We start from the raw sequence: 15,898 nt of genomic DNA on the forward strand, positions 1-15,898 counted from the left end.
CTATTGTTACAAGGATTAATTAAGTAAAAATGTACTTTTACATAAACTTTTGCAAATGTTAAAAAAAGGAAGCAAACTCTACAGTATTTTAACAGGAACTTGTCCTAAATGCCAAGAAGAGAGTATGTACAAAGACAAGAACCCTTATCATTTGGGAAATATATTTAAGATGAACGAGCGTTGCTCCTGTTGTGGAACCAAATACAAAATTGAGCCCTCCTTTTTTTATGGAGCTATGTACGTAAGTTATGGGGTTGGGGTTGCCTTTGCCGTTGGCACTTTCATTATTGCCTTTTTAATGTTCAAGGCAACGTTGATCCAATCATTTATTGCCATAATTGCCACCTTGATCGTTTTTATGCCGTTTATTATTAGGGTTTCCAGAAACATCTGGATCAATTTCTTTATTAAATACGACCCCAAAGCAGCCAAGGTTAATTCCTAAAGTGCTTATCAGTAAAACGCGCTAGGTCCATTTCTGGATCCAAAGCTTGTTTGTTTTCTATAAAATCATACAACTTCTCAGATACCGTTGGGGCTATTATAACCCCTCTGGAACCAAGCCCGTTCAACAAATACATATTGCCATGATCCGGGTGCCTTCCTACTAGCGGCTTTCTATCGCTGACCGTAGGCCTTATTCCGGCCACATGGTTTACCACTTTATAGGCACAATTTAAAAAACTATCCAGTTTTTCCAATAACTCCTTCTTTGATTCCTGGGTAGGCAGGTTTGTTTTATCCTTCCATTTATAGGTGGCCCCTATCCTGTAAAGGTCATCTCCTAAAGGAATAATAAAGACCGAAGATTTTATAACATTTTCTTCTTTTAATGCCGGAGCCTCTATGGTTAGCAATTCCCCTTTGGTACCATTGAGCGGTAAATAATTGAAATAGGGATTATTTTTCATTCCAAATCCCGTTGCGAAGACGATTTTTTTTGCCCTTACTCCCTTGTATTCTACATATTCGCTACTTAGCTCCAGAGCTTCATAATGAAGCGTATCCTGAACTAACAAATCCCGCTCTTGCAGGTAGGTCTTGTAGTGAGACAATAAAGTAGCCGTATCTACCCTTCCTGTATATAAAACTTCTCCGTAACCAAATGGCGATTGAATATGAGGATTGTTATAAGTACTGATCTTGGGAGCCAAAAAATATCCCAAGCTGGCTTTATCCCTTGCTTCAAACCATAGATTTTGTTCGTTTATATTGGCAAAACGCCTTAGAATTGGGATTTTATGGTCCAATTTAATCTGCAATTTTTGTTCCAGACCTTTGTAAAAAGGTATAGCCACCTCAAGCTGCTCCTTGGCATTCCAAGCCAAGGTAAACCTTTTTAGGATCACTGGATTGTACAAGCCTCCAGCCACCACCGATGATGTTTGGGAGTCATCGCTAATTACCTTATACGACTTGTTGTTCTGTTCCAATACTTCACAAAAAGAAATTCCGGCCAAGCCCAAGCCTACGATTATATAATCTACCATGCCGTAAAAGTAGAGAAGGATTTTTAAATCCCCGTACAATTTAAGGCTTTAATCATTTACTTGCCCTGAGGTCTCTTACAATGTAGGTCCGCACCACCATTGAAATTATAGTTGTTAAAAAAAGCTACTATAAATAAGAAGCGCCACATCAAATGATGTAGCGCATATTCTTACAATTGAATTGGAATTTTATTTTGGCTAGTAAGCCCACATATCCTGTTCCCTATCTCTGATAGTTTCCTTAATACGTTTGGCCTCCAACAACTGGAACAAGGCATTGTCCGCTATATAATCTTTCACTTCTCGATCTCCGTGAACATTGTCCTCTTTATAAATGGTAGCATTGAACCTTCTTGCATTCAACAACATATCAAAAGATATTGGCTGTGCCGAATTACGTTGGTTAAACACCTTTGCGTCATGCAATATTTGCCTGGCACTGGGATACCAAACCCAAAACAAAGGAACCTTTGCCTCGGCCAAATCCATAGACTCATCATCAATAAAGTTTACATCCGGAGCAACCGGGGCAATACCCAACAATCGGTATTTTAGCTCTCCCTGTCTTTTGTCGAAATACCAGATACCTTTAATCAGGTACTCCTCCAGATCCGCAGCGGTAATACTTCTTTTATTAATATATTCTGGAGAAATAGGTTCTCCGGCATTATATTGCTCGTATCCGTAGTCTGTAGTATCTACTTTTTGCAATGTAGCCTCCAAATCACTGAATTTTCTTTTTTCAGTAAAATAAGAATCCACATACACATCTGTTAGATTACCGTTTTTTATATTCTTGATCAACACATCGTACAAGGACCTTCTATCTGGACCTATATCAATGGTATCAAGCGGATAATACAAAGGAAAATTAACACGCTCGTCCAAGTCTATTACCTCCCAAACAGTTTTGGACCAGAGAATATCCCTATCGTCCACATAACCATAAGGCAAAGGGGCGTCATTATCCTTCGCGATCTGTGCCTCGGTCTTTTTCCCTATCTCTTCCGGTTTCTTGGCATTTAAGATATTTGCCTGAGCGGAAATAGATAGCGGCAAAAGAACAACCGCTCCCATTACTAAAACATTTTTCCAATTCATTTGTTTACTAATTTTTTATTTGTACTCAACCTGACTGCTTTCAGGAGGAATCGACTATGGCAGATAAGGTGTATCTGCCATGACGATGTCCTAATATAATTCTTATTAGTTTGTTATCTCCACAACAACCGGAGATACCTTTTTAAGCTTATAGCTTTTGTTGTTTGTTATGTAGGCTTCAATATCAAATATCTGAACTGCATCCCCACGTTTGGCTCTTTTTAGGGCCGATTTTGCCCTGGCATCCAATTTGTTACCTTTAACACTTACCGTTGGCTGTCCTGGCACTTTTAATTTAAAACCGCTAACCGCAAGGTTAAGATCAAAATCAAAGTCTTCCAATAAAGCTCCGATGGTAGAGATAGCCAAGTTATTTTTACCCATTTTGGCACTTCCGGATTCACCTCTTACAGAGCCTGAAGGTCTTGGAATATCCTTAATCCTAAATTCGGAAGAAGTTTTAATCATTTGACCATCTGGCAACTTACCGGAAGCAGTAATGGAAACTGTTCTTCCCTTCCCTGGATTCATTGTGTATTTACTACCACTCTGTTTTTTAAGTCCAACTGCAGACGCACTAACATTATTGTCTGGAATACCTGGTATGGAAATCGTAATTGGGTTAGCCACCCCACGATATACGACGTTCATTTTGTCTGCGGAAATTACCGCCGCATTAGGCTTTGTAATGGTTGCAAAAGACTGGGAAACCTTAACAGGTATTTCCTCTCCATCCTGCATAAAGATAAGCTCTCCTTCAATCTTATGATCTCCGGCACTACCGGCATTCACCGTTAGCCTAACTTTTCCATCTTCGATAACATAATCTGAACCTTCGTTCAATTTTCTACCATCTAGGGTCAAATTAACCTGATTAGGCTTGGTACTGTCATCCTTACGACCCAAAACGATATTACCGGAAAACTTTTCACCGGCATAAAAGGCCGACTTTTCCTGCTCTAATAAAGTTGTGTAGTTGGTCATGGAAACCTCACTGCTCAACTGTCCTTGCAACATGGCTTTCAAAGCATCTTCCTCAGTAGCCTTTACATCTGCCTGAAGCGAAGTAATCTTAGTTAATGAGGCTACCAAAGGATAACCTTCAAAGTTATAGTTTAACCAATCCTGTTTGGTACCATCCCTTTTTTCTACCTTACCGTTTTCGTCCCCGGTTTCAAATCTAGTTTGCACGGACGACTTAACAGAAGCTAATTCTTCGGGCATAACGGCAGTGATCTGATTGCGATAGTTTATCAATCTATCCAAAAATTCCTTTCCATCGGCACCAAGTTGGTCACCTTGAAAAAATCGTTGATCCAAATAATCGGTCTTGTCCATTACTTGGTAATCCTTAGGATCCTCAACATCTGCCATCATCTCCTTCTTAAGGTTTTCCAGGTAGTTGTAATACTCCAAGGACAACTCTTTTATCTTTTTGGCATCTTCCAAAAGCGGACCAAATTTCTCTTTGTTTTCTGATGCTTTTGTTTCCAAACCACTTAGGAAAGCCATATTGTTTTCCGTGGTTTTTATATTAGAAGCTTCTAACTTTTCGTTCATAAGACCGAATGCCGATAGAACTTCTTTTCCCATATTTAAGGCCAACATCGCGATGAAGATCAAATACATTAGATTGATCATCTTCTGACGTGGTGTTGCTTTTCCTCCTGCCATTTTTCTAATTAGTTTTAATTAATAATTGATTTGGGTTTGGTTATGGTATTATTGATTACCACTAATTAGTTTTTGTTCATTGCGGATAACATACCGCCATAGACCCCGTTCAAGGAAGAAAGATTGGTGGCCAAAGATTCCATCTGCTCTTTAAGCGCACTGGAATTCTGTACTACTTCCTCATTAATTGAAGCCTGTCTGCTTGCGCTTTCCAACTGCACTTTGTACAAGCTGTTCAAAGATTCCATCTGGGCTGCGGCCTGTACCATTTCATCTGAATACTTCTTGGTAGACTCCATAGCGTCAACAGTTGGTGCAATACCTTTGGCAGCACCTTCAAAGTTTCTAATGCTAGACCCAAGGCTTTCCATAAGATTGGCATCCACACCAGCTTCTTTTAACAAATCGTCCAATTTTTTGGATAAGGAAGTTTCTGTCTCTTTAACTTCTGCAACAGCATTTTTTCTTTCGGCAGACGCTCCGCCATTCAATTCTGGGTACACCAATGACCAATCGTACTCGTCATCCACTGGTTCAAATGCACTAATAGCAAAAATTAATGCTTCGGTGATAAGTCCAATTGCCAAAAGCAATCCACCTGTAAGCGGACCAAATTGCCAGTGAAGGATCTTAAACAATGCACCTATAATTACTACAGATGCACCTAGGCCATAGGCCATATTAAATAATTTTTTTGTTGATTTTGACTGTGCCATAATTTTTAATTTAAATAAGAAATGTTAATAATAAGTATTTGGTATAACGTTTGATTTTATATTAAACTCTTTGTTCTTTAATTTAGTTGGTAGAATCTTCCTCGCCCATATAATCCTGAACGGTTCTAAATCCTATATAACTTCTTGCAGAATCTTGGTATTCATAATCCCTGGTACTTACCTGTAAGAAATAAGCAACATCCTTCCAAGATCCTCCCCTGATGACTTTTCTGGCATTCTGTGTAGATTCCGCATTGGGGTTCATAGTGGACACATATTCATATGAATTTGGGTCATAACTACTATTTGTCCATTCAGAAACGTTACCTGCCATATTGTACAGGTTATAATCATTGGGCTCATAGGCTTTGGCCTCTACGGTATACAATGCCTGATCTGCCGCATAATCCCCACGCTGAGGCTTAAAGTTGGCCATAAAACAACCTGTGTCACTAATAACATAAGGTCCTCCCCAAGGGTAGGTACCTCCTTCTATACCACCCCGGGCAGCGTATTCCCACTCTGCTTCCGTGGGCAATCTAAAGCGGTTAACAAATTGTTTGCCCCTACTTTTTTGATCGTCGTTCTTAAACTTTGTCCTCCAATTACAAAAAGCCTGGGCCTGTTTCCAAGAAACCCCCACAACAGGATAATCACTATAGGCATCATGCCAAAAGTAATCGTTGTGCATAGGCTCATTATAAGAGTAGGAGAAATCCTTTATCCATACAGTAGTATCTGGATATATATTCAACTCTTCCTGTTTTATAAAATCTTTTCTACTGCCCTTTTTAGCTCTTGCAGCAGCTTCAATATCCATCCAGGTGTACTTATATTTTAATTTGGAAACATCTATATGACGTTGCCCATTATAAGACTCTTCCTCAGAAATATACATAGAATCTACCATGATTTCGGTATAGTACTCGTCCGGATATTTGGACACATCCCAAATTAGTTCAACTCTCTTGTTCAACGCCCTTCCTTCATAGCCAGTTTCACCAAGCCCGGAATAGTTGTTTAGCATATACTTATCATAAGCAGACAATCTTGTAGTATCGGCATCCTTAAAGGCATATTCCCCTATACCACCATCATCGGGCCCTAGGCCCAATTCATCTGCCAATATTGCCAATTTTGTCCTGGTAACAGAATCCTTTACCCATTCTACAAACTGGCGATATTCGCTATTTGTAATTTCGGTATCGTCCATATAAAAAGATCGAACAGTAACAGTCTTTGTCGGGGCATTTAGAATCTTTGCCTGATCTTCCTCACTTTTACCCATTATGAATGCTCCTCTGGGAATCAATTCCATACCATAAGGTTTTTCGGGATACCATTTTTTTCCTTGAGCTCCGACCAGCTCCCCTTTTGTTTTGGACCCACAACTTGAGAGTAAAAAAACAAATGCTATAGATGACAACAATAGCTTCTTCATACGTTAGGTTAAATTTCAATTATGATTATAAATGCAAACACAAGTATTATTCTCTAAAACTTATTTTTAAATAATTTATTGTATAAAATTTGTTTTATACCTTAAAAAATATTATTTCAATTAAAACCCTTTTTATAGGCTTTAAACCAGCGCTCAGGAATATTTTGATTACATGCATCCAAATAATCAAGTTCTGTGCAAGGTAATAACGCCGGTGAATTTGTTTTAGTATGTGAAGTTAAAATAGATGGTACCTCTACCCACCATCTTTCGGAAAGATGGCTTTTATAAAAAATGAGCGATTCATCTTCAGTAGGCACGGTATACTTGGTGAAGTCGTTACTATTACTATCTGGTATTTCCTGAATCCTAAAATTAAGACCCTCAATAAAATACCATATTATTTGTGCAATAAGTTGAAAGGACTGGTTGTGATTTTCTGCCTCGTATATTCCAAATACCGATACATTATCGCTTATACCGGCATATCTGGCAATGGCACAAATTTCCCTACCGGTAAATCCGTTAGGTGAAAAATTCTTGGAATACCCTATGTCTGCCGATCGTATGGCACGGGCATCCAAACTAACCAAATGGGCATTCCTCAATACTGGTTCCGCCAAAGTTATATCCGAAATCAGCTCTCCCAACCTATAGGAATCAAAAAATAGGCGCTCCATGAGGTCCATTTCCTCCTGGGAATTAAAATAACTTTGGTAGCCTATATTGGAAAAGTTGAAAAGATTGTTAGGCTTATCTGTGATGATCTTGCTCATATAGGAATGGGAAGAAATAATATCCTCATCCATCCCAAAGTCGAACCTGCTATCTATGGACACCAAATTCACCATATTTTTAAGCCCGTCAAAGGCCCTATACGTAGCATATGTAATATCCTGGGTAGCCCCAATGACAATAGGAATTATGTTCTCTTCCAATAAACCCGCAACAATTTCCTTGACCACAAAGTAGGTATCCTCAACAGATTCGCCCTCTTCAATATCACCTAGATCCACAATGGAGGAATTCCAATTCCCCATCATCAGATTATAGAGTTGCAGTCTGATTTCTGAAATATCCAGGCGCTCCGGCTTTTTTTCAAAGGCGTTCCTGGATTCGTTTACCCCCAGTATGGCTACACTGACATTCGCCAACACTGGCAGTCCATGCCTTTCCGTATGCATGTAAACGTGTTTTCCCAACGCCTGGGCCGGCAACAGTTCGCAGTGGGCCAATACCCTATCACTCACGGGTACTAAAAAATCGAATGCCATATTATTTTTTAGCCTTAGGTTTTGCCTTTGTTTTTTTCTTTGGTGTTTTTTTCTCAATTAATTCCTTGGCCTCCTTCAGGGAAATCTTGGTAGCGTCAACATCCTTTGAAACCTCTACCTTAATTTTACCCTTTATGATGGAGTGCCTCCCCCACCTTGCCTTTTCAATCCTAATACCCTCTTCTGGCCACTCCTGGATCAATTTATCAATTTCCTTTTGTTTCTTTATCTCAATGATCTCTTCAATATTCTCCTGGGTCAGGTTATCAAAATCATATTTCTTGCTCACATTGATGAACATCCCGTCCCATTTAATAAACGGACCAAAACGCCCCACTCCCTTGGTAACATCCTTACCCTCGTAGGTTGTTATGGGAGCATCTGCTTTTTGTTTTGCCTTTATAAGCTCTATAGCCCTATCCATACCTATTTCCATGGCATTCTCATCTTTACCCAAGGAAATAAATTTCTTGCCAAACCTTATATAAGGTCCAAACCTCCCTACATTGGCCTCTACTTCCTCTCCCTCATATTCACCCAATTTCCTAGGCAATTTAAACAGGTCCATAGCTTCCTCATAGGTAATGCTGTTCAGGGACTGATCTGGCAGTAGACTGGCAAACAAGGGCTTTTCCTCGTCGTCTACAGTACCCACTTGCACCATAGGACCAAAACGGCCCAATCTTACCGAAACCTGCCTACCGGATTTGGGGTCTGTCCCCAAAATACGCTCGCCACTGGCCCTGTCAGCGTTGGCCTCAACATCCACTACCCTGGGATGAAAGTCTCCATAAAAATCCTTCAGCACTTTTTGCCAATCCTCATCCCCTGAGGCAATTTCATCAAAATCTTCTTCTACCTTAGCTGTAAAATGGTAATCCAATATAGTCGCAAAATGATTCACCAAAAAATCGGTAACGATCATACCGATATCCGTTGGGACCATTTTTCCTTTATCAGATCCAACATTTTCTGTCAAATTTTTAGCGGTAAGCGAATCTGATTCCAAAAGAAGCTGAACATATTTCCTTTCTGTTCCCTCTATGGTTCCCTTCTCCACGTAACCTCTATTTTGTATAGTGGATATGGTAGGGGCGTAGGTAGATGGTCTTCCTATACCCAATTCCTCCAGTTTTTTTACCAAAGATGCCTCTGTAAACCTATATGGGGGCCTACTAAATCGCTCTGTAGCGGTAATATAGTTATTACTTAGTTGCTCCCCTTCTTTCATTGACGGCAACATCCCTTCCTGCTCTTCATTTATATCCTCCTCATCTGTTCCTTCCAGATACACTTTAAGGAAACCATCAAATTTTATCACCTCCCCATTGGCGGTAAACACCTCCTTATGGGTATTGGTCTTGATCTTTACATTGGTACGCTCCAATTGGGCATCACTCATTTGCGATGCCAAGGTACGCTTCCATATTAATTCGTATAACTTGGACTGGTCCCTATCCAAGGAGGGCGACTGGTTGGTCATATCTGTTGGACGAATGGCCTCATGCGCCTCTTGGGCCCCTTTGGTCTTCCCCGTAAAATTCCTAACCTTGCTATACTCCTTGCCGTAATTACCAATAATGGCTTCCTTGGCAGCGTCTATTGCGTCCTTGGAAAGGTTTATACTATCGGTCCTCATATAAGTAATAAGTCCCGCCTCGTACAAACGCTGGGCCACTTGCATAGTCCTAGATACCGAAAAATATAATTTTCTGGCAGCTTCCTGCTGTAAGGTTGATGTGGTAAATGGCGCGGCAGGTGATTTCTTGGCGGGTTTCTTATCCAGATTTGCCACCGAAAAATTGGCGCCAATATTTTGTTTTAAAAAATCCTCAGCCTCTTTCTGACTGGCATAGGTCTTATTAAGTTTCGCCGTAAAAACACTCCCTTCATTGGTTTTAAATTCGGCCGAAATCCTAAATGCAGCCTCCGGGGTGAAAGCTTTTATATCCCGCTCCCGCTCTACAATTAATCGCACTGCTACAGATTGAACCCTACCTGCAGACAATCCTGGTTTAATTTTTTTCCACAATACGGGAGACAATTCATAGCCCACCAATCTATCTAACACCCGTCTAGCCTGCTGGGCATTGACAAGATCATAGTTAATTTCCCTAGGATTTTCTATAGCATTCTGAATGGCCGATTTAGTAATGGAGTTAAATACAATCCGCTTGGTCTTGTTTTTATCAAGTTTTAACTCCTCTGCCAAGTGCCAGGATATAGCCTCCCCCTCGCGGTCCTCATCACTGGCCAGCCATATGGTCTCTGCCTTTTTGGCCAAATCCCTGAGCTTCTTCACCAGCGCCTTCTTGTCTTTATCCACAATATATTTAGGGGCAAAATCATTGTCTACATCCACCCCCAATTCTTTGGAGGGCAAATCGGCAATATGCCCAAAACTGGACTCCACCTTAAATTCCTTCCCTAAAAATTTTTCTATTGTTTTTGCTTTAGCAGGGGACTCTACGATTACTAAATTCTTCGCCATTAACTAGTTTTTGGTGACACAAAAGTATATCAATTTTTTTTATTTAGGGGATTATCCTTGATATCACCATAAAAAAACACCCCTGATCAAGGGGGTGTTTTACGCTATTCCATAACTTTTACTTTAATTTAAAAGTACTTATAAGCTTTATTTTATTCTCTAAGTATTCATATTGGTAGATTACCCCTGCTCCTATCATCAGTAAATTTTCTTCCATAGGAATCACATCAAATGTATCAATGTCCTTAAAATGATTCAATGGCACCAATTCCTCTACATTGGTCTTATCGTACACTTTTAAGCCAGAGGCACCATCACAGACAAAGAGTTTCTCATCCTTGACCCCAAGACCGTATGGCCCTTCCATAGGGTAGGTCTTTACTAGAAAGGGATTGGACATATCGGAAATATTCACTATAAAGAGTCCGCTTTCCGTTGCCCCGCACATATTTCCTCCTCTCAATGTCACAAAGGCATAGTCACCATCTACCACTACAGGATCACAGGCCGTACCGTGTTCAAACTCACCAATCAAACTGGGGACGGCCGGCGAAGAAATATCATAAATATACATGCCGCGCATACTCCCCAAAAACAAATGCTCTCCCCTATTAAATATGGTTTCTATATCAAAACCGGCATAGACATCCTCCAAATCCTTGGGGTTCTCCAGGTCCTCTATATTAAAGACATTAATATTATGACTGTCCACAGCATACAGATAATCATTTACGATCATAAATCGCGCCAAGGACCCACCTTTACCGGTAGGGGCCGAATTATCAATAGCATTGACAACCATCATATCAAACTCCCTGGAAAACTGCACTTCCACCTCTTCTATCTCCCTTCTTTCCATTACAGTTTCCCATCCCAGAACAACTTCGTTTCCATAATCTATGTCCTGCCACTCATAGATTTCGGCCTCAAATGGAAAGACCACATTATCCCTAAGGACATTCTCCAAACGGTTCACCTGTTTTATATTGTTCATATCGGAAATATCCAAAACAACCAAATCGGTAATGCTATCGGCATAGAGATAGTCGCCCTTTACGGATATATCCACATTGCCCGGAATTTTTATAAAGGCTATTTTCTTGGGAGCCTTCGGATCTTTATTGTCCAAAACGTGCACCCCCCTATACTTGTCGTTTACAAAAATGTAATCGGCATAAACGTATATTTTGCCCGACTCCCCCATAGGTACGGGGGCAACAATATCAATACTGTCCTTAAATTCGGCCATGCTCATTGTAATAGGCCTAGCTACCAAATATTCGGCATATTTACCGTTATCTTCATCGTCACAGGAAACCAACACAAAGGCCCCCAACAACATAATAAGAATAAGTGTAGTTCTCATATATAGCAATGGTTATGTTTAATTATGAGATACTTAACAAGCCTTAAAGTTGCGTATATATTTGAGAAATATTTAACTGTCAATATGTCATATTTTCTGAGATAATGCTATCTTTGCAAACTCACTAAAGATGACAATGAATGCAGAATAAAATGGAGAAGACTATAGATGAATCCGTTCAAGGAACCGCCATTACCATTGCCGAAAAAGAAAACAGCAACAGAAAATTATACATTGAGAGTTATGGCTGCGCCATGAATTTTTCCGACAGTGAAATTGTTGCCTCCATTTTATCCAATGAAGGCTTTAATACTACCAAGGAGCTAGAGGATGCCGATTTGGTATTGGTGAACACCTGCTCTATAAGGGAAAAGGCGGAACTGACCATAAGAAAGCGATTGGAAAAATTCAACGCCGTAAAGAAGCAAAGGCCCCACATGAAGGTTGGTGTGCTTGGCTGTATGGCAGAAAGGCTAAAAACAAAATTACTTGAAGAGGAAAAAATAGTGGATATGGTAGTAGGCCCTGACGCCTACAAAGACCTCCCCAACCTTATACAGGAGGTTGATGACGGCCGAAACGCCGTAAATGTCATCCTATCCAAGGAAGAAACCTATGGGGATATAGCACCTGTGCGCCTTAACTCAAACAAAGTTACTGCCTTTGTATCCATTACCCGTGGCTGCGACAACATGTGCACCTTCTGCGTAGTTCCCTTTACCCGGGGACGTGAACGAAGCAGGGACCCACAATCTATAGTAGAGGAAGTGAACCAACTTGCCGAAAAGGGATATAAAGAAATTACCCTTTTAGGACAAAATGTAGACAGCTATCTGTGGTATGGCGGGGGGCTAAAGAAAGACTTTATCAAGGCCACCGATATGCAGAAGGCAACGGCGGTAGATTTCGCCCAACTTTTGGAAATGGTAGCTCTGGCACAACCAAAAATGCGCATTAGGTTTTCCACCTCCAACCCTCAGGACATGACATTGGACGTAGTTAGGGCCGTAGCAAAACACAGGAATATCTGTAATTACATCCACCTGCCCATACAAAGTGGCAGCAATAGGGTCTTAAAGGAAATGAACAGATTGCACACTAGGGAAGAATACCTGGAGCTGGTTAAGAATATAAAGGAGATTATCCCCGACTGTTCCATCTCCCAGGATATGATATGTGGTTTCCCCACCGAAACAGAGGAGGACCACCAAGACACTCTGTCTTTAATGCAGGAGATAAAGTACGATTACGGATACATGTATGCCTATTCCGAAAGGCCCGGTACGGCTGCAGCCAGGAACCTAAAAGACGATGTTCCACAAGAGGTTAAAAACAGAAGGCTTACCGAGGTCATTGCGCTTCAAAGAAAACACAGTCTTCTTAGAAGTCAGGAACAATTAGGAAAGACAGTGGAAGTATTAATAGAAGGCACCTCCAAAAAATCCGAATCGGATTGGATGGGAAGAAACTCCCAAAGCTTTGTGGTAGTATTCCCAAAAGAGGGTTACAAAATAGGTGATTTTGTAAATGTAAAAATAACGGATTGCACATCGGGAACACTTATAGGACAACCGTTGGGGCTCTCCGACAACAACTAATAAAATGGAATCGATTCAATCTATAAAACAACGTTTTGAAATCATTGGCAACGATGTAAAACTCAATCGGGCCATTGAAAAAGCCATACAAGTGGCCCCAACGGACATTTCCGTTTTGGTCACCGGGGAAAGCGGAGTAGGAAAAGAAGCCTTTCCCAAAATAATCCACTCACTTTCGCATAGAAAACACGCCAAATATATAGCCGTTAACTGCGGTGCAATCCCCGAAGGCACTATAGACAGTGAACTTTTTGGACATGAAAAAGGCGCTTTTACGGGGGCTACCACTACAAGAAGCGGGTATTTTGAAGTAGCAGACGGCGGTACTATTTTTCTGGACGAGGTAGGGGAACTGCCCCTTACCACCCAGGTACGTCTATTACGGGTACTGGAAAATGGGGAATTTTTAAAGGTAGGATCTTCCCAGGTTCAAAAAACAGATGTACGTATCGTTGCGGCCACCAATGTTAATATGTTCGAGGCCATAAAAAAAGAAAAATTTAGAGAAGACCTCTATTACCGTTTAAGTACCGTAGAAATTAATATCCCACCGCTTAGGGACCGCAAAGACGACATTCACCTGTTGTTTAGGAAATTCGCCTCCGATTTTGGCCAGAAATACAAAATGCCCACCATCCGACTGGAAGATGACGCCATTCAATTATTGTTAAAATACAGATGGCCCGGCAACGTACGTCAGCTTAGAAACATAGCGGAACAGGTCTCTGTACTGGAAGAAAGCAGGCTAATATCATTAAATACCCTAAACAGCTATCTTCCCAACTCTGGCAATACCAATTTACCGGCTATTGTAGGCAGCGAAAAAAAGGAAAGCGACTTCAGCAATGAAAGGGAAATATTGTACAAGGTGCTTTTTGACATGAAAGGCGATTTGAACGATTTAAAAAAATTAACCCTAGAACTGCTCAAAAACAACGATACCGAAAAAGTACAGGAAGAAAATGAGAATCTAATTCGCAAAATTTACGGGGACGAAGAGGAGGAATACTCCGAGCCCCAAGAAAGTCAGGCCAAAATTTTACAGCTCCCAGAGCCCTATATAGAAAAACCCATAAGCAAACCTGCACAGGGAGACAAGTATCATTTTGCCGAAGAAATACAAGAAGAAGAAACTCTATCTTTACAGGACAAGGAAATAGAACTCATAAAAAAATCACTGGAAAGAAATAAAGGAAAAAGAAAAGCAGCCTCGGCAGAATTGGGGATTTCTGAACGCACCCTTTACCGCAAAATAAAACAATACGACCTGTAATCGGTATTAAAAATTAAAATTAATGATAAAGCGTAAATATCTTTTAATAATGCTTGTGATAACGACAAGCATTTCCGGTTGTGGCATATACAACTTTACTGGTGGTGACGTAGGTACCGCCAAGACCTTTCAGGTCAATTATTTTCAAAACTATGCTGCCCAAAACCCGGGATCTACCTTTGAACCTGGAATGGACCGGGATTTTACCTTGGCCTTGCAAGATTTAATAATGAACCAGACCAGTCTGGATCTTGTAAAATCTAACGGGGATTTATTGTACGAGGGCGAAATTGTAGAATACAGAATATCCCCCATGTCGGCCACCGCCCAACAAACTGCTGCGCAGAACAGGCTGAGCATTGGGGTAAACGTAAGGTTTTACAACAACACCAAGGAAGACGTAGACTTTGAACAGCGCTTCTCCTTCTTTTATGATTACCCGGCCACATCCCTTTTATCCAGCGTAAAGGACGAGGCACATCAGGTAATCTTTGAACGGATCACCCAAGACATATTTAATAAATCATTGGCAGACTGGTAACATATGAACGTAGAGGACTTTACATATCTCTTGCAGAACCCGGACAAGGTGGTATCTCCTGTACAGACCAACCAATTGGAGGATGTACTGGCAGAATACCCATATTTCCAGGCCGCAAGGGCCATGCACCTAAAAGGGCTAAAAAACCTCAATAGCTTTAAATACAACAATGCCCTAAAAGTAGCGGCCGCCTATACTACGGACAGGGACATCCTTTTTGATTTTATTACCTCCAAGGACTTTTTACAAAATACCATAGCCGACTCCATTTTAGGCAAAACAGTCTCCTTGCACGACACCCCCATTATTTCGGAAGAGGTGGTCTCTGAATTTAAAAAGGAAAGCGCACTTATAGAAGATTCTACAGATGAACCCTTGCCCAGGACAGCAAAAGATGCCGACGATATCTTGGACCCCTCACTGTTTTCATCCAAAGATCCGGAAATAGACAAATCGATTACCGAGGATAAAAAAAAAGCAGAAGAAGAACTTGAAATAGGGAAGCCGCTTACCTTTACTAAAAAGGAAAAATATTCCTTCGCCGAATGGCTACAGCTGACTTCACAAAAACCACCTGAGCCACAACCCAAGATAAAACCTGACAAAACCACTAAGAATAAAAAGAACACTCCTACAACCGGGGAAGACAAGGAAAAGAAGAAAAAATTTGAGCTCATTGACAAGTTCATAGAATCCAATCCAAAGATCGTACCCAAGGAGAGCACAACCAAAGTAGCCATAAAGGAGTCTTTAACCTTTGACAAAAAAGAATTAATGACGGTTACCTTGGCCAAAGTTTATTTAGAGCAAAAGAAATACAAAAAGGCCATTCAGGCTTACAAAATTTTAAGTTTGAAATATCCAGAAAAAAGTAGTTTCTTTGCAGACCGAATTAAAGCGGTAGAAAAGATTCAACAGGAAAATAAATAAATA

13 protein-coding genes are annotated in these 15,898 nt (G+C 40.6%); 5 read left to right on the forward strand and 8 right to left on the reverse strand.

The window, feature by feature from the left end; genetic code table 11:
• Positions 1-55: 55 nt before the first annotated feature.
• On the forward strand, positions 56-445 hold the full coding sequence (locus EHW67_RS04100; RefSeq protein ID WP_126161089.1) for a DUF983 domain-containing protein: 390 nt from the start codon (positions 56-58) through the stop codon (positions 443-445).
• Here EHW67_RS04100 and EHW67_RS04105 read toward each other — a convergent pair.
• From EHW67_RS04105 to EHW67_RS04140, 8 genes are all read right to left on the reverse strand, one after another.
• Entirely contained in the window at positions 435-1,490 is a 1,056-nt protein-coding gene (locus EHW67_RS04105; protein ID WP_126161090.1) for an NAD(P)/FAD-dependent oxidoreductase, read from the reverse strand. The genes EHW67_RS04100 and EHW67_RS04105 overlap by 11 nt on opposite strands.
• A gap of 198 nt (positions 1,491-1,688) precedes the next feature.
• The gene (gene porN / locus EHW67_RS04110; protein WP_126161091.1) at positions 1,689-2,591 is read right to left on the reverse strand and encodes a type IX secretion system ring subunit PorN/GldN; all 903 of its coding nucleotides are present in this window, start codon (positions 2,589-2,591) and stop codon (positions 1,689-1,691) included.
• A gap of 105 nt (positions 2,592-2,696) precedes the next feature.
• Positions 2,697-4,265 (reverse strand): type IX secretion system motor protein PorM/GldM, encoded by a 1,569-nt coding sequence (porM, locus tag EHW67_RS04115; RefSeq protein ID WP_126161092.1) that lies wholly within the window; start codon positions 4,263-4,265, stop codon positions 2,697-2,699.
• 65 nt (positions 4,266-4,330) lie between these two features.
• Positions 4,331-4,981 (reverse strand): type IX secretion system motor protein PorL/GldL, encoded by a 651-nt coding sequence (porL, locus tag EHW67_RS04120; protein WP_126161093.1) that lies wholly within the window; start codon positions 4,979-4,981, stop codon positions 4,331-4,333.
• Between the two features lie 82 nt (positions 4,982-5,063).
• Positions 5,064-6,422 (reverse strand): T9SS ring complex lipoprotein PorK/GldK, encoded by a 1,359-nt coding sequence (gene porK, locus EHW67_RS04125; RefSeq protein WP_126161094.1) that lies wholly within the window; start codon positions 6,420-6,422, stop codon positions 5,064-5,066.
• Between the two features lie 116 nt (positions 6,423-6,538).
• Positions 6,539-7,696, reverse strand: coding sequence for a formimidoylglutamase (locus EHW67_RS04130; RefSeq protein ID WP_126161095.1), 1,158 nt, complete (start codon positions 7,694-7,696; stop codon positions 6,539-6,541).
• A 1-nt stretch (position 7,697) separates the two neighbouring features.
• Positions 7,698-10,187: a type I DNA topoisomerase gene (gene topA, locus EHW67_RS04135; RefSeq protein ID WP_126161096.1), complete on the reverse strand. Its 2,490-nt coding sequence runs from the start codon at positions 10,185-10,187 to the stop codon at positions 7,698-7,700.
• Between the two features lie 118 nt (positions 10,188-10,305).
• Positions 10,306-11,553 carry an LVIVD repeat-containing protein gene (locus EHW67_RS04140; RefSeq protein WP_126161097.1) on the reverse strand — a complete coding sequence of 416 codons (1,248 nt, stop codon included), beginning with the start codon at positions 11,551-11,553 and terminating at the stop codon, positions 10,306-10,308.
• A 152-nt stretch (positions 11,554-11,705) separates the two neighbouring features.
• Between EHW67_RS04140 and miaB the strand changes: the two genes are divergently transcribed.
• The 4 genes from miaB to EHW67_RS04160 are packed head-to-tail and all read left to right on the forward strand — an operon-like array spanning position 11,706 to position 15,895.
• Positions 11,706-13,151, forward strand: a complete 1,446-nt coding sequence (gene miaB / locus EHW67_RS04145; RefSeq protein ID WP_126161691.1) for a tRNA (N6-isopentenyl adenosine(37)-C2)-methylthiotransferase MiaB — start codon at positions 11,706-11,708, stop codon at positions 13,149-13,151.
• Positions 13,152-13,155: 4 nt separating this feature from the next.
• Complete coding sequence (locus EHW67_RS04150) at positions 13,156-14,424, forward strand: sigma-54 interaction domain-containing protein (protein ID WP_126161098.1); 1,269 nt, start codon at positions 13,156-13,158, stop codon at positions 14,422-14,424.
• Between the two features lie 22 nt (positions 14,425-14,446).
• Positions 14,447-14,965 carry an LptE family protein gene (locus EHW67_RS04155; protein ID WP_126161099.1) on the forward strand — a complete coding sequence of 173 codons (519 nt, stop codon included), beginning with the start codon at positions 14,447-14,449 and terminating at the stop codon, positions 14,963-14,965.
• Between the two features lie 3 nt (positions 14,966-14,968).
• Entirely contained in the window at positions 14,969-15,895 is a 927-nt protein-coding gene (locus tag EHW67_RS04160; protein ID WP_126161100.1) for a hypothetical protein, read from the forward strand.
• The last annotated feature ends 3 nt before the right edge of the window (positions 15,896-15,898 follow it).

The sequence above is a fragment of the Arenibacter aquaticus genome (genome assembly GCF_003957295.1).
Taxonomy (GTDB): domain Bacteria; phylum Bacteroidota; class Bacteroidia; order Flavobacteriales; family Flavobacteriaceae; genus Arenibacter; species Arenibacter aquaticus.

Coding starts and splice junctions, on each gene's coding strand:
- porN (WP_126161091.1), bottom strand. CDS start 2,591: ATGAATTGGAAAAATGTTTTAGTAATGGGAGCGGTTGTTCTTTTGCCG.
- EHW67_RS04130 (WP_126161095.1), bottom strand. CDS start 7,696: ATGGCATTCGATTTTTTAGTACCCGTGAGTGATAGGGTATTGGCCCAC.
- topA (WP_126161096.1), bottom strand. CDS start 10,187: ATGGCGAAGAATTTAGTAATCGTAGAGTCCCCTGCTAAAGCAAAAACA.
- EHW67_RS04160 (WP_126161100.1), top strand. CDS start 14,969: ATGAACGTAGAGGACTTTACATATCTCTTGCAGAACCCGGACAAGGTG.
- porM (WP_126161092.1), bottom strand. CDS start 4,265: ATGGCAGGAGGAAAAGCAACACCACGTCAGAAGATGATCAATCTAATG.
- porL (WP_126161093.1), bottom strand. CDS start 4,981: ATGGCACAGTCAAAATCAACAAAAAAATTATTTAATATGGCCTATGGC.
- miaB (WP_126161691.1), top strand. CDS start 11,706: ATGGAGAAGACTATAGATGAATCCGTTCAAGGAACCGCCATTACCATT.
- porK (WP_126161094.1), bottom strand. CDS start 6,422: ATGAAGAAGCTATTGTTGTCATCTATAGCATTTGTTTTTTTACTCTCA.
- EHW67_RS04100 (WP_126161089.1), top strand. CDS start 56: ATGTTAAAAAAAGGAAGCAAACTCTACAGTATTTTAACAGGAACTTGT.
- EHW67_RS04150 (WP_126161098.1), top strand. CDS start 13,156: ATGGAATCGATTCAATCTATAAAACAACGTTTTGAAATCATTGGCAAC.
- EHW67_RS04140 (WP_126161097.1), bottom strand. CDS start 11,553: ATGAGAACTACACTTATTCTTATTATGTTGTTGGGGGCCTTTGTGTTG.
- EHW67_RS04155 (WP_126161099.1), top strand. CDS start 14,447: ATGATAAAGCGTAAATATCTTTTAATAATGCTTGTGATAACGACAAGC.
- EHW67_RS04105 (WP_126161090.1), bottom strand. CDS start 1,490: ATGGTAGATTATATAATCGTAGGCTTGGGCTTGGCCGGAATTTCTTTT.